Source organism: Pseudomonas sp. GW821-FHT03A09 (genome assembly GCF_059421065.1).
Map to the genome: position 1 here is coordinate 436,797 of NZ_JBWKUX010000003.1, position 15,141 is coordinate 451,937.

General features: G+C 53.5%; 22 protein-coding genes. 14 read left to right on the top strand and 8 right to left on the bottom strand.

All coding sequences use genetic code 11. The annotated features are described in order from the left end of the window. Window positions 1-56 precede the first annotated feature (56 nt). The 3 genes from AC07V4_RS07435 to AC07V4_RS07445 are packed head-to-tail and all read left to right on the top strand — an operon-like array spanning window position 57 to window position 1,413. Window positions 57-704: a phage tail protein gene (locus tag AC07V4_RS07435; protein ID WP_492635370.1), complete on the top strand. Its 648-nt coding sequence runs from the start codon at window positions 57-59 to the stop codon at window positions 702-704. 11 nt (window positions 705-715) lie between these two features. Next, window positions 716-1,096, top strand: a complete 381-nt coding sequence (locus tag AC07V4_RS07440; RefSeq protein WP_492635369.1) for a phage tail assembly chaperone — start codon at window positions 716-718, stop codon at window positions 1,094-1,096. Between the two features lie 29 nt (window positions 1,097-1,125). Continuing rightward, window positions 1,126-1,413 carry a DUF1799 domain-containing protein gene (locus AC07V4_RS07445; protein WP_492635707.1) on the top strand — a complete coding sequence of 96 codons (288 nt, stop codon included), beginning with the start codon at window positions 1,126-1,128 and terminating at the stop codon, window positions 1,411-1,413. A gap of 211 nt (window positions 1,414-1,624) precedes the next feature. Here AC07V4_RS07445 and AC07V4_RS07450 read toward each other — a convergent pair whose 3' ends face one another. Beyond that, window positions 1,625-1,891 carry a hypothetical protein gene (locus AC07V4_RS07450; protein ID WP_492635368.1) on the bottom strand — a complete coding sequence of 89 codons (267 nt, stop codon included), beginning with the start codon at window positions 1,889-1,891 and terminating at the stop codon, window positions 1,625-1,627. A gap of 84 nt (window positions 1,892-1,975) precedes the next feature. Then, window positions 1,976-2,326 carry a hypothetical protein gene (locus tag AC07V4_RS07455; RefSeq protein ID WP_492635367.1) on the bottom strand — a complete coding sequence of 117 codons (351 nt, stop codon included), beginning with the start codon at window positions 2,324-2,326 and terminating at the stop codon, window positions 1,976-1,978. 175 nt (window positions 2,327-2,501) lie between these two features. Here AC07V4_RS07455 and AC07V4_RS07460 point away from each other — a divergent pair, with 175 nt between their 5' ends. The 3 genes from AC07V4_RS07460 to AC07V4_RS07470 all read left to right on the top strand — a co-directional run bounded on the left by AC07V4_RS07460 (window position 2,502) and on the right by AC07V4_RS07470 (window position 5,174). After that, on the top strand, window positions 2,502-3,293 hold the full coding sequence (locus tag AC07V4_RS07460; RefSeq protein ID WP_492635366.1) for a hypothetical protein: 792 nt from the start codon (window positions 2,502-2,504) through the stop codon (window positions 3,291-3,293). A gap of 434 nt (window positions 3,294-3,727) precedes the next feature. Then, window positions 3,728-4,111: a Rap1a/Tai family immunity protein gene (locus AC07V4_RS07465; RefSeq protein ID WP_492635365.1), complete on the top strand. Its 384-nt coding sequence runs from the start codon at window positions 3,728-3,730 to the stop codon at window positions 4,109-4,111. A gap of 259 nt (window positions 4,112-4,370) precedes the next feature. Next, a complete protein-coding gene (locus AC07V4_RS07470; RefSeq protein ID WP_492635706.1) occupies window positions 4,371-5,174 on the top strand; it encodes a type 1 glutamine amidotransferase domain-containing protein in 804 nt (267 codons plus the stop codon). 257 nt (window positions 5,175-5,431) lie between these two features. On the opposite strand, the gene AC07V4_RS07475 is transcribed toward AC07V4_RS07470, so the two are convergent. The 6 genes from AC07V4_RS07475 to AC07V4_RS07500 form a co-directional block, all read right to left on the bottom strand. After that, window positions 5,432-5,737: a hypothetical protein gene (locus tag AC07V4_RS07475; protein WP_492635364.1), complete on the bottom strand. Its 306-nt coding sequence runs from the start codon at window positions 5,735-5,737 to the stop codon at window positions 5,432-5,434. Between the two features lie 67 nt (window positions 5,738-5,804). Then, the gene (locus AC07V4_RS07480; RefSeq protein ID WP_492635363.1) at window positions 5,805-6,068 is read right to left on the bottom strand and encodes a hypothetical protein; all 264 of its coding nucleotides are present in this window, start codon (window positions 6,066-6,068) and stop codon (window positions 5,805-5,807) included. 82 nt (window positions 6,069-6,150) lie between these two features. Then, window positions 6,151-6,633, bottom strand: coding sequence for a hypothetical protein (locus AC07V4_RS07485; RefSeq protein WP_492635362.1), 483 nt, complete (start codon window positions 6,631-6,633; stop codon window positions 6,151-6,153). A 60-nt stretch (window positions 6,634-6,693) separates the two neighbouring features. After that, window positions 6,694-6,993: a hypothetical protein gene (locus tag AC07V4_RS07490; RefSeq protein WP_492635361.1), complete on the bottom strand. Its 300-nt coding sequence runs from the start codon at window positions 6,991-6,993 to the stop codon at window positions 6,694-6,696. Window positions 6,994-7,044: 51 nt separating this feature from the next. Beyond that, entirely contained in the window at window positions 7,045-7,650 is a 606-nt protein-coding gene (locus tag AC07V4_RS07495; RefSeq protein WP_492635360.1) for a DNA translocase FtsK, read from the bottom strand. A gap of 77 nt (window positions 7,651-7,727) precedes the next feature. Then, window positions 7,728-8,162 carry an Arc family DNA-binding protein gene (locus tag AC07V4_RS07500; RefSeq protein ID WP_492635359.1) on the bottom strand — a complete coding sequence of 145 codons (435 nt, stop codon included), beginning with the start codon at window positions 8,160-8,162 and terminating at the stop codon, window positions 7,728-7,730. A 121-nt stretch (window positions 8,163-8,283) separates the two neighbouring features. Here AC07V4_RS07500 and AC07V4_RS07505 point away from each other — a divergent pair, with 121 nt between their 5' ends. The 8 genes from AC07V4_RS07505 (at window position 8,284) to AC07V4_RS07540 (ending at window position 15,140) form a co-directional block, all read left to right on the top strand. Next, entirely contained in the window at window positions 8,284-8,460 is a 177-nt protein-coding gene (locus tag AC07V4_RS07505) for a hypothetical protein (RefSeq protein ID WP_492635358.1), read from the top strand. A 65-nt stretch (window positions 8,461-8,525) separates the two neighbouring features. After that, window positions 8,526-9,368, top strand: a complete 843-nt coding sequence (locus AC07V4_RS07510) for a Rha family transcriptional regulator (RefSeq protein ID WP_492635357.1) — start codon at window positions 8,526-8,528, stop codon at window positions 9,366-9,368. Continuing rightward, window positions 9,365-9,583: a hypothetical protein gene (locus tag AC07V4_RS07515; RefSeq protein WP_492635356.1), complete on the top strand. Its 219-nt coding sequence runs from the start codon at window positions 9,365-9,367 to the stop codon at window positions 9,581-9,583. Before AC07V4_RS07510 ends, AC07V4_RS07515 begins: the two co-directional genes overlap by 4 nt. Then, window positions 9,580-10,164 carry a KilA-N domain-containing protein gene (locus tag AC07V4_RS07520; protein WP_492635355.1) on the top strand — a complete coding sequence of 195 codons (585 nt, stop codon included), beginning with the start codon at window positions 9,580-9,582 and terminating at the stop codon, window positions 10,162-10,164. Before AC07V4_RS07515 ends, AC07V4_RS07520 begins: the two co-directional genes overlap by 4 nt. 94 nt (window positions 10,165-10,258) lie before the next feature. Further along, complete coding sequence (locus AC07V4_RS07525) at window positions 10,259-10,597, top strand: superinfection immunity protein (RefSeq protein ID WP_492635354.1); 339 nt, start codon at window positions 10,259-10,261, stop codon at window positions 10,595-10,597. Between the two features lie 56 nt (window positions 10,598-10,653). Next, entirely contained in the window at window positions 10,654-13,935 is a 3,282-nt protein-coding gene (locus AC07V4_RS07530) for a phage tail tape measure protein (protein ID WP_492635353.1), read from the top strand. Window positions 13,936-13,953: 18 nt separating this feature from the next. Further along, window positions 13,954-14,538 (top strand): hypothetical protein, encoded by a 585-nt coding sequence (locus tag AC07V4_RS07535; protein ID WP_492635352.1) that lies wholly within the window; start codon window positions 13,954-13,956, stop codon window positions 14,536-14,538. After that, window positions 14,538-15,140, top strand: a complete 603-nt coding sequence (locus AC07V4_RS07540; protein ID WP_492635351.1) for a hypothetical protein — start codon at window positions 14,538-14,540, stop codon at window positions 15,138-15,140. Before AC07V4_RS07535 ends, AC07V4_RS07540 begins: the two co-directional genes overlap by 1 nt. Window position 15,141: the final 1 nt, after the last annotated feature.

The window sequence follows — 15,141 nt, forward strand, 5'->3', positions numbered from 1 at the left end:
AACCCCGAAACCCGCCTCTGTGCGGGTTTTGTCATTTCTGATAAGAGGAAACACCAATGGCCGTTTTTCTACCCAATGGCTCGACTGCCGCTATTGCCGCCTCGTATGACGCGTCGATCATTTTTACCGCGATCACCAACGCAACGGAAGCCGTTGTTTCGTCGGCCGGCCACGACCTAGAGGTTGGCGATTTTGTCGAGGTCACCTCTGGCTGGGCGCGTCTGAACAATCGGGTTGTACGCATCAAAACCGTGACCGCCGACTCGTTCGTGCTTGAGTCGATCAACACGGCTAATGCGGCACGCTTCATCACTGGTGCGGGCGGCGGTTCGGTGCGCAAGATTCTGACCTGGGTGCCTGTGAGCCAGGTCACGGAATCGAACAAGTCCGGCGGCGAGCAACAAAACGTCACGTACTCGTTTCTTGAGGAAGACGACGAGCACCAAATCCCGACGTCGAAATCCCCGCTGTCGTTCACGCTGACCATGGCGGATGATCCGGCACTACCTCACAACGAGGTACTGCTGGAAGCTGACGACGACAAGAAGCCGCGCGCAGTGCGCATCAACCTCGCCTCGGGTGGCGTCATCGTCTATAACGCTTACGCCTCGTTCGACAACGTGCCGTCGCTGACCAAGAACAACATCATGGCAGTGACCGCCGTGTTCGCCGTGGTCGCTAAATTCATTCGCTACGCCTCGTAATAGGAGGGCTCATGGCCAAGTTCAAGTTAATCCAAAAGCCGACCTTCAAGGCGCCGGTGATGATTCAGCGCGCGGGCTACAACGCCGAGAAAGTGGAGTTCGAGTTCAAGTACCTGGACCGTACCGCGCTGGCCGAGCTGTATACCGGCTGGAACGAGCGGCACGACGAGCTGAGCAAGCAGGTTGGCGACATGGACCTCAAGGCATTCACTGCTGCTCAGATCGATCTGCAGGCTGACCAGTTGCTCGATGTCGTCGTAGGCTGGGATATCGAGGAAAAGTTTACGCCTGAAAACGTGCGAATCCTTGTCAACTCGATCAACTCGGCCCCCAAGGCCGTGCTGAATGCCTACGCCGAAGCTTTCAATGAGGCCCGCCTGGGAAACTCCTAAGCGCTGCACGCGCGCTCTATGAGCCGACGCTGGAAGGCACGGACGCCTTCGGATTCACCGCGGAGGACTATGGCACAGAGGTCGGCATCTGGCCGGACAACTGGGAGGCTTTCAAAGTCTTTGAGGCAATGAGCACTCAGTGGCGCACAGGCGCGTGTGGCGCGACAGGTATGGACTACAGCGTTCTCTCCGGCGTGATTCGGATGTGTGGGGTGCCGATCAGCCAGCGACAAACCATTTTCAGCGATTTCCGGCGGATGGAGGCTGAAGCCCTGCAGGTGATGGCTGAGCAGCGGGAGAGCGCGCGGAGCGCCTGATCCTCAGGCACAAAGACGCAAGGTAGCCAGCATGAAGCGACTCAACAGCGGGAGATTTGCATGAAGAACAAAATTACGCGCGCGAAAGTCGGTGCTGTCATTTGCAGCGCTGCAAAAAACACGGATGGATCTCCTGTTTGGATTATCTCTGAAGACGGCAGCATCTCGATAAACGCGGTGCTTAACGAGTGCCGCTCGAATTCTTCAGCTATCAGTGCTTAGACTCATTTTGCCCTAGCCATTGCATGACCTGAGCTTGATCGTTGAGGATGATTCTTAGAGGCCTTGCGTAAGCCTCTTCCGCCTCCGGGCCCTGAAATGGCTGAGGCACTTTGTTGTCCAAGAAAAACTGAGTCACCTTTTTCAATGCGTCGTTATTGAATCCTGGTGAGGCCTTCAGGGCGATTGCGAGAGCGCCCAAAGCATTAACAACCCCAACGTCGAATGCCGACATGCTCACTTTTACTTCTTCTGTCACATTGACCTCCAGGTCATAAACGCGCCGATATTGGCGCAATCCCAGTCCTTGGGCTTGCAGGCGAAGGACTGGGCCTTTCCTTTGCTATTCCATATACCTGTCCGCGTCTCGCTCTTCATAAAATTCGTTTATGTTTTGGACATTCTTGGCAAATTGTTGCTGAAGGTGCGGATAAGAGAAATCACCTATGCGGCAGTACCAACGCCCGCCAGATTTGAGCTGCACGCTGAACTCGACGGCGTCATTTTCCTCATCAGGATTGGTGTCGACTACACGGAAGCCTAGATGCTTGATCGATTCTAGTTTTTGGTGTGAATTGAGCTGTGCATTGATGCTATTACGAAGATCAGGTTCGCTGTGCGCAGCGTGAAAAGAAATGTGACTACCGTGACCATCGCCAACAGTAACTTTGAAAAATCTCGCTTTTGTTGCCATCCCGTTACTCCTTTTTTGGATAGAGGCCAAACGCTACTATCGAATAAAGGACTTTGCCACTGGCATTCCATCCACGCTGGATGCCTGGCCAGGTTCACATCGTCACTGGAAATTCGTACAGGTTAGGGTTTATGTCCAATGGTGGTAGATTGCCTTTTTTTCCGGGGCAAGCTTCATGGCAGGGATTCCAAAGCGAAGAGGTGAAGCGATCTCGGATGAGCGCGTTACGCTAGAGGACGAGCTTTATCGCACTTACGTCGTGGACGAAATGTCTATTGCTCGATTGTCCGCTGAGATCAGGCGGCTGCTTGATGGTGGCAGTTACACTGGCTTAGAGATGGCGGCCTTGTACATAGAGTTGGCCTATCTTCATTCATATAAGCGCGATGTTACAAAATCGTTGGCGTGCTTGCGTTCGGCTGAGAGCCTGGGCGCCGATCAATTTGTGGTCGCCCTGGTTGAGTCCTCCGTAAAACTAATGGTCGGTAGAGTGTCTGAGGCGGTTAAGTCTCTGGAGAGAATCGACGTGGAAAAGGTGACTACTGATCAGGCAGGGCCTTTAATGGCTCAAGCTAACGCGATTGGCGCCCTAGACTTGGTGCAGCGTCTAGTGCCCGCGGATCTTGAAAGCGATGCAGGTGAGGCACTTGAAATCCTGAACGAGTGCGGGGCAACCGTCTCTGATCTGATTCTACGCCTGGATGCCGCCACTCAATTGATTGCCAAAGAGGTGAATCATCCCCTCCTAGGCTACAAGCGTATCGTAATGGGCGATGAGGATTGCCTGATGTATCGCTTTGGGGTTCGCATGCCACCAGAGGATGTTGCAGACCTAAACAACAAAATCATTCGCTTCATGGTCGAGAGGTTTGATGAGCCTCTTGATCGCGTCGTTAGCATTGGGGCTATGCCGTTCAAGCCAGAGCACCGCGACGAGAGCTGGAGAACTTACAATGCCGGTGTCTAGCAGCGATCTTCTGGATCTCGCAGAAGGCCTTGCTGAAACATTTGATAGTGAGGCTGCCTTCAGGGCGTCAGCGAGCAGGGCGTACTATGCAACCTACTACGCTGTGACTGATGCCGCTCGGCGTATTAAACTGCCCAAGTTAAAGAGGAAAGTAAAAGGCGGTGTTCATGAGCAGCTATTTTGCCGTCTGGACGACTGCGGGCAACGAGTCCTTGCTGCTCAGCTTAGGTTTGCTAAAGCCGATCGCGTGTCAGCCGACTATAAAGTCGACCAAGGCTTCACTAGGGCCGAGGCGGCCTCGGCAGTGTTGTTCTGCAGAAAGTTGTCCAGCGACATTGATGCGCTAACCTAGCTCGTTAAGCCCAGCCCAGCGCTGGGCTTTTTGCATCTGCTCCCTCAGTGATACAGTCCCGCCAAACCAAAGAGGGAACGACATGCGAATTTTGATAGCGGCGGTAGCGCTATTTGGAGTGCTGGCTAGCAATGTGGTGTTTGCTGAAAGTAATGCTGGAACAAAGTTTTTAAGCGGATGCAAGCTCGCCTTACGTTTCTGGGAAACGAAGAAAATGGCCAAGGACGACAATCAAATTGATATGGGCTACTGCGTTGGAATGGTTGCTGGGGTTCGTGAGACTCTTCAGTACCTTACCGGAGGAGCGGAAAACAAGTTCCCAGGTATTTGCTTGCCAGAAAATTACATTGATCAAATGGGCGTACAGGCGATCGTCAAGCACTCTGAAGACCACTCTGATCTCTCGACTAAACGCCCTACGTTAATAGCATTGCTCGCACTCAAAGCTGAGTACCCCTGTAAATAGCATTCCATCCACGCTGGATGCCTGGACAGGGAGGTGGTCGTGCGGCACCCCCACTTCTGGTGAAAAGCGGTCCTCACACTTTTCAGGACGCACCGAATCTCTAGCGCTACAGTAAGGCTGAAGACCCGAACATTTAGGTCGGTCCAGCGCCGGGCCGGGACTTGCGAGCGTCGACACAAAATTTTTTGCGGCGAGGTGTTGACCTTAAAGCTAGGTTTAAGGTGAGCATGTTCGGACCTGCGATTTTAGTGGAGTCTGGATAATGCTGAAAACCCTTCTAACTTGTGCCTTGTTAATGATAGGTGGCGGTCTCATGACTCTTGCTAGTGCTGATGCAACTCCTTTAACGGGTGCCGCGAAAGACCGCCAAATCTTGGTGGTTATGACTAATCACGCCAGCTATCCCTCACGATCTGATACCACAGGGTTGTGGCTAAGCGAGTTGACACACTTTACCGATGTGGTGGAAGCGGCGGGTTACAGGACGGTTTTTGCAAGCCCAAAAGGTGGTGCGGTTCCGTTGGACGAGCGTAGTCTCGGATGGATATATGGTGATAAGGCTGCCCGTAAGCATTTGCAGTCGCCCGATTTTCGCGCTCGCTTGCAACACACATTACCGCTCGCGGATATTGATCCGTCTCAATTCAGTGTCATTTATTTTACGGGAGGGCATGGTGTCATGTGGGACTTTCCAAATAACCCCGATCTGCGTCGAGTCGCTGAATCTATATACAATCAGGGTGGCATAGTCTCTGCGGTTTGCCATGGGGTAGCGGGTTTGCTGGATCTGAGAGATGAACGAGGTCAACTCATAGTCAAGGGCAGGGCGGTCACCGGATTCTCAAACCACGAAGAACTGTTATCAGGAATGAAGAGCCAGGTACCTTTCTTTCTTGAGGATAGTCTGGTGAAACAAGGAGCGCTCTACAGCAAGAGCTGGATGCCATTCACTTCCTATGTCATTACTGATGGACGGCTTGTGACGGGACAAAACCCTCAGTCACCCAAAGCAGTGGCTGAAGCCGTGATGGTCTTGCTCTCAAAAGGCAGCGTCGCCCGCTGACCAATTATGCAAATTCAATTTATTGAACAAGACCGACAAAAACTCTTGAGCGCCGCTTTAATTGGAGCGCCGCTCAACGCTACATTGGCGCGGATACTTGATAGCACTTATCTCGTTGTTATCATCTTCGGCGGCTGCATGTGGTCATTCCCACACTAACTTCCTAGGCTCCGTGGTTGCCGGCTCCGGATGGTGACCTGGTGAAAAGGCCCAGCCCCGCGCTGGGCTTTTTGCGTCTTGGCTGTGGTTTTACAGTGCTAATAATTCGCCCATTCGAGGACTGTAAGAATTTTTCCACGCTCCGTATTGGCCTCGATCTTATCGCAGACTTGATACAGCACGTCAAAATCCCCAGCAGTAAACGGCGGCTTGAGAGGAAGGGTGCCGTTGATGGCGTTGAATAGTTCATGGTCAAGCTGCGTGTACTTGATAATGACGAGCTTCAGAGCTTGTAGTCCCTTTATAGTTTCTACGGCCGCTGGAATCGCATTACGAATGTTTGGCGCGTGCTGTGCTGGTGACAACTGCGGGGCTAGTTCTTCCGGAGGGGGTCTAAAGAACATGTAGGTCCATCCGCAGCATGACATTCAACGCTCCTTGTTTTGATTGGAAAAAAACCGGCGGGCCAGGCTAGTCTTCGACTGCTTCAAGCAGCTGCTGATCGAACATCTCGCTCAGCATTTTCGCGTGCTTGCGCTGTGTGACGAAGTAGAACATTTTTCGGCCGAGTAGAATGCTCTTCATGCTATGAGCTGAAATGAGCTTCCTCGTCGGTACTGAGATCTCTACGGTCGTGCCATCGCGGGTGTCGGTCACTTCCAGCTGGTAGGACTCAATCAAGTCGCCACGCTTGGTGTGGCCTAGGCATTTGAAGGTAAGGTTGGATTCTGTCACTTAGTCACCGATGGTTGTAGTCCTAGGTCTGTATACACAAAGCCCCATTCTATACGTTATAGAATGGGGCTTTGTGTATGTACTACAGTTTGTTCAAAAGGTCTGCGAAGGCCCAAAGTAACGTACCAATCGAGGCAACAAAAAATTCATGCTTCTGTATTTTCTTTCTAATCGTTTTAATCATTATTTCTTTTGTAAGAATTAACCGTCGACGGTGTTCTCTATCAAAGATAAGCGAAAGCTGCTCATCGGTCGTGTCGTCGGTCACTCCGTACAGATAGCGACGATTCATTATTTGATTGAAAACAGTCTGAGCGGTTATTCCTTCTGTGAGATCCATCGTTTTGTTCACGAATTGCTCAGGCAACCCTGTAACCTCAAACATCAACGCCAGACAAACAAGTAGTGCACCGAATCGCGCTAGCCACATCCAGTCGCTGAAGTGCACGCTTAAGCCGACCCCAAATGCGAGTGCGAGCGTTGTAAGGACGTAAGCAAAAAACACATAATGTGTAGGTATCTTGAATACCTCTGCTGCTGCAGCATCGGCTGATTTTTTACTCATGCTGTGAACTTTTCCTCCTGAAAGCGCGTGAAAAGCCGGGCGGCCGGGCTTGGCGTGGGGTTATTTGAAATTACGCTCGTAAAGCAGTTCGTTGCACCGGCGGGCGAGTGTCAAAAAAAACCATCCACTCAGTGCCAGCCCCCCCAGTAAAAGAAAAGCCAGAATTGCGGCAGGCGGCAGGCCGTGGTCCTGGGAAAGGCTGATTAATTCGGGCGTGCTTTTCCAGACGACCGATACGTAGAAGGTCCCAATGAGAAAGCTTGGACCTCCAATAAATGCGAGCGCCCAGTCGTTGAGATCTGCCAAGGTCTTCTTTGGGCGATTGCGCCATGCAGTAGAAATGGCTTTGAGGATTTTCATAGCGACTACTCCACGTTGTTGAATGCAAAAAGCCGGCTGGCTGGGCTGTGGTTAACCTTTTGCGTCCCAGCCAACGACGATGCCGTTTTCCAAGGTCACGCGCAGCAAATATCGGTTGCCGCCTTGGTGATGATATTTCCAAATTTCGCGGGATTTGGCCTTCATGTATTTTTGATCGATTGTCTCTGGCTCCCCGGCTGAATCAAACAAATGACCTGCCGTCATGCCTTCCCAGATTTTTTGATCAAGAATCGCTTGGACGATGATTTTGTCAGTGTATTTTTCTGTGAGGTATGCAATCCGAAGAGCAAGCTCTTCCGCTTGTCTCTGACGTTCTGTTTCTGCTCTAGATGGGCGTAGGCGTGCATCTTGACGCTGCTGTTCACTGAGCAAGTATCTGCTTCCATTGGCGCATATTTCGGATACGACGTGGTCGTCTTCAAGGCATTCAACCAGCCGCGTTGCTCGTTCGTAGCCAATTTTGAGATGGCGTTGAACGGCGGAGATGCTGCATCTACCCGTCGATATTACAAAACGCGCAGCGTCGTGGTAGAGGTGGTCTTCATTCTCCGTCAGATCAGAGATATCGAAGGCAGGGCTCTGTTTGGGGGCATCCTCTTGGATTGAGATGCCGAAAAGCGTTTTCCACCACGACATTCAACGCTCCTTGTTAGTTTGTCCGGCATGCAATTGTGAAAAGCCCGGCGGGCCGGGCTTAGATATTTCCGGTAGGGTTATCTCTTTTTTCTAACTCGCACAATTCGGTCCGTGGATTCAGGGGCCGCCACTTTTGTCTCTTTAGTAGAAGCGTCCATATCAATCGCAGCGGAATGCCGATCACGCATCTCTGCCATTTTGGTTTCAGCCCAAGCAATTTGCTCTGGGGTTGGCGGCTCTCTCAGTAATTCAATCATCTCTTGGAAGAGCTGGAATTGCTTTTTGATATCCCTCACTTCCGCCTGGACGGTTGGATCATTAGAAAATCCAGGCTCATCAGGTACTCCCGCGGCCATATCAATAAATGCGTTTGGGTCGTAGCTGGCTTCAAGCCGAGAAATTATTTCCGAATGCAGCGATCTTGAGCCTTGTTTGGAACTTTCTTCAAGGCGCTGTCGCAATTCCGGAGGCATCCGAATGGGGTACGGGGATATGACGTGTCGGTCGTTCATGGCGAGCCTTGAATTCTGTATTAGGGCCAGTATGCGAAATGAATCAAAAAGACTCAATGAGTCCACTTGACTCCTTTGCTTTGTGAGTTAATATGAGTCCACAAACAGCAAGGAGAGGGATATGAAAGACGCGCATAAGGTAGCGCCTTACAGCTTGAGGATTGCAGAGCATCTGAAGGGGAGGGCGAAACAGGAGGCGACAGTTAACCGTCGTAGCCTCAACACAGAGCTTGAACTCTTGATCGAGGAGGGCTTCAAGTGGCGGGAAATGCAAAGCAGCAAACAGGCAGTAGCCTAAAACGAAGAAACCCCGGCTTGCAGGCCAGGGCTTCGGGTGTGAAAACTTTCGACGGAGTTCACGAGATGAATACTAACACAGTAGTTGACATGCGCAAATTTGTGGAAGCCCGCAATGGCGAGGCTTTCACTACCACCCAAAACGTCGCAGCCGCGTTCAGTAGGCTGCACAAAGACGTTCTTCGTAGCGTGGAAAGCCTTGATTGCTCTGCTGATTTCACTGAGCGCAATTTTACGCTCAGTGAATATATTGATGGGTCGGGTCGCCGTCTTCCTCAATGGATCATGACAAAAGACGGCTTTATGTTCCTCGTCATGGGATTCACCGGCAAGAAAGCCGCAGCCATCAAGGAAGGCTACATTGGCGCCTTTAACTGGATGGCGGAACAGCTTGGTCTGTCGAGCAAGAGCATGGTTGCCAATGCAGTTACAGAAGCACTGGGCGCAGCCGGGGCTCGCACACTTAGTAACGTAATGCGCTGCCGCGTCGCCAAGCTGGATGTCGATCATCAGCGCAGCGCCACCGCCAAGCTGGCCTCTGCGCTTCACGCGCGCTTCAGTGTTCCGCGCATGGAACTGATCCCCGCCGACCAAATGGACGCGGCCTGCAATTTTGTAGCGAGCTATGCAATCGAGGGCGAGTACATCCCTCGTCAGTCGAGCTTGATCCCGGAGAAGATTGGCCAGTGTGAGCGCTATCTCCTCAGTGCTGATCCAAAAGGAAATGCGCAGATCACACCGGTGCCAATGGGCGCGTTCGTTTTGACCCGGCAGCAGTTCATGAAGGCCATGCTCGTCGACGGGGATATGCCAGTTTCGACGGCTGAGATGTTCGAGTTCGTCGCGCTGGCTACCGAGAATTTGCGTCGCCGTTCGCTCTACCAAGCTGCGCGGAGGGCGGTGGCATGAACTTCACCCTTAAAGCTGGCGGTCGTGCCCTGATCCTGATGCCGGAGCGGCCAAATCTGGTCGGTCGCTCCGACCAGCTGATCCGCCAGACCGAAGAAAACTGGCTGATGCTGGTCGAGGGCAAGCGCTACTCGGTCAGCGAGAAGAGCCTGATGCCGCTGGATGGTTTCAATCCGAATGTGGCTGCGTCAATTGAACTGAGGAAGATGGCATGAATTCGAATGTGATCCCCTTTGATTTTGATGGTCAGCCAGTTCACTTCAGTCTTGATGGCTGGCTGAATGCGACAAAGATCGCTGCTCGCATGGGTAAAGAGCCGACTGCTTGGCTGCGTCAAATCGAGACCCTTGAGTACATTTCCTTCATGGCCGAAGCTCTTGGATTCAATTCTGTCCCCAGGACAGAATTGGAAGAGATCAAGGCAATGGGCACATCGGCACCAGGGGCCAAGAAAAGGATTCTTGAATTATCGAAGTCGACTGGCATGGTTCGAAGTAAGGCAGGCGCCAACGGCGGAACATGGCTTCATCCGAAACTGGCGATTGTTTTTGCCCGCTGGTTGAATACTAAGTTCGCAGTGTGGTGCGATCTCAAGATTGAGGCCATCCTCCACGGCGGTATGAGTGCCCGCGAACAACTCGACCGCGCTTGCAAAGCCCTTGATGACCGCAAGTCGAAAGCCAGCCAGGATGGAAAAGGCCTGTCCTCTTGGCGCTGGGATAAGCCTCCGCTCGAGCAGAGCGTGGAGTATTGGCTTGGCCAAGTGCAACTGACGCTCGGCCTCGACGCAGCCTAGCCTCCCACTAGCCCGAAGAACCCCGCCCACGCGGGGCTTTGGCGCTCCCTGCGGAAAATGGTAGATTGCTTTCCTTGATCAAGGAGAAGGGTCTATGTCTAGCGAATCGGGAGTGGTTGGCGCTGCGATGTTGTTTTTTATTGGCGCAGTGTTTTATTTCTTGCCAACTATTAACGGCAAAAGCAGAAAGCATCCAAATATGGACTCCATATTTCTCCTTAACTTGTTTTTAGGGTGGACCCTCATCGGGTGGGTAGCAGCGCTGGTCTGGTCAGCATCTGCCATAAGCAAGCCTGGGGAAGCGAAGAGCAACACCACCGTTCCAGAAATCGACAGATACGAAGCCCTTGAAAAGCTTGTATCCATGAAAGAGCGCGGATTTATTTCGGAAGATGAGTACCAGGCCGAAAAGGCAAGGCTGCTTAGAAGCTGACCATAAGTACAACCACTACCCGCTACGGCGGGTTTTTTTATGCCCGGAGAAAAACAATGAGCACCAACTTCACGTCCTTGGGCATTGCGGTAAATTCATCGGAGGCGGTGAACGCTGCTGGCGATCTGGACAAGTTGGTCGACTCGGCAGAAGGCGCGGAGAAGGCGATTGTCGATCTGGGAAAAGCCGGCGATGGCTTGGCCAACACCGGCAAGAAGATCACTCAAGCTGAAAGTGAGGTGACCCAGGGCGTCGACAAGTCCACGGCCGCGATAGACCGCAAATCTGGTGCAAGCCGCAAAGCATCCGACAGCGCTGTGGCTGAGATCAATGTCATCAGCCAGCTCGACAGGGCAATGACCGGCAACATTACCAGCATGGAGTCGCTGATCCAGGCTGAGGGCTTGCTCGAGCGTGCCAAGAAGGGTGGACTGGTAACGATAGAGGACCAGGTTAAGTATCAGGACCAGCTTGGGAAGGCTCACGACAGGCTTGAAAAGGCTGAAGCCAAAGAGCTGGCGCAGAAGCAGCGCTTGATAGAGGCTGAAGGCCGACGGATCGATGCGCTGAAGCGCACCGTGAATGGAATTGATCCTCTAACCTCCAAGCTGGCAAAGCTTGAAGAGCGTGAGCGAGCCCTCAACGAGCTACATAAACTCGGGGAGACCGACGCAAATCGCTACAACGAAGCTTTAGCGAAAATCGGCAAAGATCGTGCTGGGCTGACTGCAGCGGAGACAGCATTCGATAAGTTGAAGCTTGGCACTCGCCAAGCTCAAGAAAACGTAATGCAGCTCGCCAACGCTCTGCAATCGGGCGACCTGGGGAGTGGTGCGAGAGCCATCGCCCAGCTTGGGGCTGGAGCGGGTGCTTCGGCGAAGAGCATGGCGGGACTGCTCATACCATCTGGCTTGCTTGTTGCGGTCCTTGGATCGCTCGCATACGCATATCTCGACGCCATGAAGCAGGCTCGCGAGTTCAATGCCGCTATCAATGGCGGCACCAACGGTGCCGGCCAGACAATTTCCAGCCTGAAGGATATGGCTGACGGCGCCGGGCGAATCACTGGGAATCTATCCGGCGCGCGCGAAGCGGTTGTGTCGCTGGCTTCGGGGGCAGCCACAAGCGGCACGCAGATGCGCAATCTGGCCGAGGCTGCGGCAGCGATCAGCGAGATCACGGGGCAGGGGGCTGGCGAGCTCGCAAAGTCGTTCGCCACTGCTGGTGATACAGCGACGGAGGCCGCAGGCAAGATCAGCAGCCAGTACGGGCTGATCACCCTCGAGCAGTATCAGGTGATCAAGGGCATTGACGATCAGGGCGATCACCAGCGCGCACTTGATGTTCTGAGCGGGAACTTGAACGAGACTGCGCTAGAGCGCCTCAAAGCCTATCGCGGCTCTCTTTCCGATATTGAGCGAGACTGGGATGACATCGGGAACGCGACAAAACGTGCATATTCCTACATCCGGTCGGAAGCGTTCCCAGACCTCGCGAAACAGATAGAGCTAACCCAGCGCGTGCTTGATACCCGCAAGGCAGGTGGGCTCTCCGGTGCTGTATCGACGGGGCTGGGCAAGGCGAGCACGGCATTTGACTCGCTTCTGGGGTTAAAGGACACCGACTCCACTGAGGCGCTGGAGAAGAAGCTCGCGAACCTGAAAGCCAGGCAAGCAGCCAGCGCCAATCTGGCAATCATCACTGGCGAGAACACCGACGCAAACCAGAAAGCTATTAAGGTCCAAAAAGAACTGGATGCGCAGCTAGATGAGATTAACCCTCTAAACAAGCGCACGGCAGGGTTGGACAAGCTTAACGATAAATTCAGAACGCTTTACGAAAACGCCGAGAGGACAGGCCAAAAGTCCAAGCTTCTAGATGGCGTCTTCTATGACGGTAGCAAGTTCTCCGGCGGCGCCTATGACACACTATTGAAGGGGCTTCAGGACAAGTACAAAGACCCAAAAGCCGCCTCAAGCCAAGTCGACCTGACCAGCTTCAACAACGCCAAAAACAACCTCTCCGATATCGTCAATGAATACCGAAACGCCCAGAAGGAACTGGAGGCAGAGCAGAAGCGCGGCGTGGTTTCGCTGTCGGACTATGCCAAGCAACGATCGACTCTGATCAATCAGGAAAAGGACGATGTCACCGCGGCGTACCAGGCTGAGATCGATGCACTGGAGGTGGCCAAGGGCAAGAAGTCTACGACGGCGGTGCAGAGCATCCAGCTTGACCAGAAGATCGCCGATGCACGGCAGGGGATGGTCAAGGCGCAGAAGGATGCAGATAGCCAGCTGACGGTCATTGCCACAAACGAGAAGGGCCGTCTTGAGCAACTGACGGCTGCCTCAGAGGCATACGTCAACCAGCTGGAGCGTCAGCGTGTGGCACTTGCCGCTGCCGGCTCTCGCGCTGCAAATGGACTGGGGCTCGGTGACCGTCAGGCGGGCCTGCAAGCCAGCCTAGATGCAACCACTGACAGGTTCAACGACGAGCGCGCCAAGCTGCTGGATCGCCGCAAGACTGCGCCTGACAAATACAGCCAGGAAGAGTACATGCGTGACCTGGCCAGCCTGGAGGATGCGGAGCGCAAGTACCGCGACACGGTCGTCGATAACTACGACAAGATGTCCGTTGCCCAAGGCGATTGGCGCAGTGGTGCGACATCAGCTTTTCAGAACTACCTGCAGTCAGCCAATGATGTTGCTGGGCAAACGAAGAGTCTCTTCACGGATGCTTTCGGTAGCCTTGAGGATGGAATTGTGAACTTTGTAAAGACTGGCAAGCTGTCTTTCAAGGATCTGGCGGATTCCATTATCGAGGACTTGATCCGAATTCAGGTTAGGCAGGCTGCGGCGGGCTTGTTGAGTAGTGCGTTTGGTTTTATGACTGGAGGTGGGGCAACTAGCTTCGGCTCAAGCATGGGGGGCGCTCTCACAGCTAATGCCAAGGGTGGCGTTTACGACTCACCTAGCCTGTCGACTTACTCAAACCAGGTTTACAACTCGCCCCAGACGTTTGCCTTCTCCAAGGGAGCAGGGATTTTTGCAGAGGCTGGCCCTGAAGCAATCGTCCCGCTTAAGCGCGCCTCTGACGGTTCGCTTGGCGTTCGCATGGTGGGCAACCCCGCTGGTAGCCAATCGAACGATTCTGACGCAACGGCTATTTCGATAGGCGGAGTAACCCAACACATCACCGTTCAGGGCGGTGCTGATGACGCAACGCTGGCGAAGATCCAGGATGCAGCCCGCCGAGGCGCGGAGGGCGGTTATCAGTTGATTCTGAAAGATCTGAAGACGAATGGCCCGGCTCTCCAGCTGATCAAGCGCCGCTAACCTAACTAGGAGTAATCAATGGCTATCGCTTGGCCTGCTTCGCTGCACCCGTCTGAAATGACGTGGGGCCTCGTCAACAACAATCGGGCTTTTACGTCCTCGTTATCGAACGCTCAGCAGATCGTAGGTTACCCAGGAGCTTATTGGCAGTGCACTTTGACATTTGAAGTGCTCACCAGAGCCCAGGAGCGTGAGATGTCCTCCTTCCTGGGGCGACTGGACGGGATGTTTGGCACCTTCAATATGCCGGCGTTCACAAGGCGGGGTTTGGCAAACATGGGGGCTATTAAAGTGGTGTCTGGCAATGCCCAGGGAAGGGCGATGGTGGTCGAAGGCGCTATTCCTAACGCGGTTATTTTTCGCGTTGGCGACTACGTAACCGTTGCCGGCGAGATGTTCGAAGTAACTGATATCGCAACGTCGAATGCCCAGGGGCAGGCGACTCTTTCACTCAACAAGCGAATCCGGAAAACGATTGCCGCTGGCGCCGCCGTTGAGTACCTCAACCCGTATTCCGAGATGCGGATGACTTCCGATACCTGGTCGATGTCGGTCAGGCCGGTTGTCGCCAATGGCTCGTATCAATTCAGGGAGGCGTTCTGATGCCATCAGCCTTTCCATTCAGTCAGAGCGTGGTGAACATCATCGCCACCGGCAAGTTCATGCCCGTCTATGCGGTCCAGTTGGACTTTGTCGATGGGATGGTATTTGCCCACACCGGCACCGGTCAGCTTGTCGTCGACGGAATCACCTACGAGGGTGTCGGCGACTTTGGCCAGGTCAGCCAGTCTCAGGAAAGTGATAACTCCAACTCTCCCATGTCGGTGGACCTCACCCTTAGCGGCTTGGATTCCTACATTCTGTCCGAGACGAATATCAGAGGATGCCGGGGAAGGGCGGCCAAGGTGCTCTTCATTGTGTTTGATGAGGACGGTAACTACGCCGCGGACATTCTGTTTTCTGGCCGTATGGACGCCGCCAATTTTTCATTCGCTGGAAACGGGGAGGACGGCAACAGCATCACTGTCCCGGTGGTAGACCGGATGGCGGAATGGAGTCGGACCGGCACAGAGCGCTTCACGGATGAAAACCACCGTGCTCGACACCAGGGAGACCGGTTTTTCTATGCCATCGCGCAGATGTCCGAGTGGCCTATTTACTGGGGTTCCAGCAAGGACGCTCCTGCATTCAACTACGGGAGTTAGC

What these genes read in the sequence shown, in the direction of transcription:
- AC07V4_RS07505 (WP_492635358.1), top strand. Translation starts at nt 8,284, where the DNA reads ATGAAAGACGCGCATAAGGTAGCGCCTTACAGCTTGAGGATTGCAGAG.
- AC07V4_RS07475 (WP_492635364.1), bottom strand. Translation starts at nt 5,737, where the DNA reads ATGTTCTTTAGACCCCCTCCGGAAGAACTAGCCCCGCAGTTGTCACCA.
- AC07V4_RS07500 (WP_492635359.1), bottom strand. Translation starts at nt 8,162, where the DNA reads ATGAACGACCGACACGTCATATCCCCGTACCCCATTCGGATGCCTCCG.
- AC07V4_RS07510 (WP_492635357.1), top strand. Translation starts at nt 8,526, where the DNA reads ATGAATACTAACACAGTAGTTGACATGCGCAAATTTGTGGAAGCCCGC.
- AC07V4_RS07465 (WP_492635365.1), top strand. Translation starts at nt 3,728, where the DNA reads ATGCGAATTTTGATAGCGGCGGTAGCGCTATTTGGAGTGCTGGCTAGC.
- AC07V4_RS07440 (WP_492635369.1), top strand. Translation starts at nt 716, where the DNA reads ATGGCCAAGTTCAAGTTAATCCAAAAGCCGACCTTCAAGGCGCCGGTG.
- AC07V4_RS07460 (WP_492635366.1), top strand. Translation starts at nt 2,502, where the DNA reads ATGGCAGGGATTCCAAAGCGAAGAGGTGAAGCGATCTCGGATGAGCGC.
- AC07V4_RS07435 (WP_492635370.1), top strand. Translation starts at nt 57, where the DNA reads ATGGCCGTTTTTCTACCCAATGGCTCGACTGCCGCTATTGCCGCCTCG.
- AC07V4_RS07520 (WP_492635355.1), top strand. Translation starts at nt 9,580, where the DNA reads ATGAATTCGAATGTGATCCCCTTTGATTTTGATGGTCAGCCAGTTCAC.
- AC07V4_RS07485 (WP_492635362.1), bottom strand. Translation starts at nt 6,633, where the DNA reads ATGAGTAAAAAATCAGCCGATGCTGCAGCAGCAGAGGTATTCAAGATA.
- AC07V4_RS07535 (WP_492635352.1), top strand. Translation starts at nt 13,954, where the DNA reads ATGGCTATCGCTTGGCCTGCTTCGCTGCACCCGTCTGAAATGACGTGG.
- AC07V4_RS07540 (WP_492635351.1), top strand. Translation starts at nt 14,538, where the DNA reads ATGCCATCAGCCTTTCCATTCAGTCAGAGCGTGGTGAACATCATCGCC.
- AC07V4_RS07455 (WP_492635367.1), bottom strand. Translation starts at nt 2,326, where the DNA reads ATGGCAACAAAAGCGAGATTTTTCAAAGTTACTGTTGGCGATGGTCAC.
- AC07V4_RS07530 (WP_492635353.1), top strand. Translation starts at nt 10,654, where the DNA reads ATGAGCACCAACTTCACGTCCTTGGGCATTGCGGTAAATTCATCGGAG.
- AC07V4_RS07495 (WP_492635360.1), bottom strand. Translation starts at nt 7,650, where the DNA reads ATGTCGTGGTGGAAAACGCTTTTCGGCATCTCAATCCAAGAGGATGCC.
- AC07V4_RS07490 (WP_492635361.1), bottom strand. Translation starts at nt 6,993, where the DNA reads ATGAAAATCCTCAAAGCCATTTCTACTGCATGGCGCAATCGCCCAAAG.
- AC07V4_RS07515 (WP_492635356.1), top strand. Translation starts at nt 9,365, where the DNA reads ATGAACTTCACCCTTAAAGCTGGCGGTCGTGCCCTGATCCTGATGCCG.
- AC07V4_RS07525 (WP_492635354.1), top strand. Translation starts at nt 10,259, where the DNA reads ATGTCTAGCGAATCGGGAGTGGTTGGCGCTGCGATGTTGTTTTTTATT.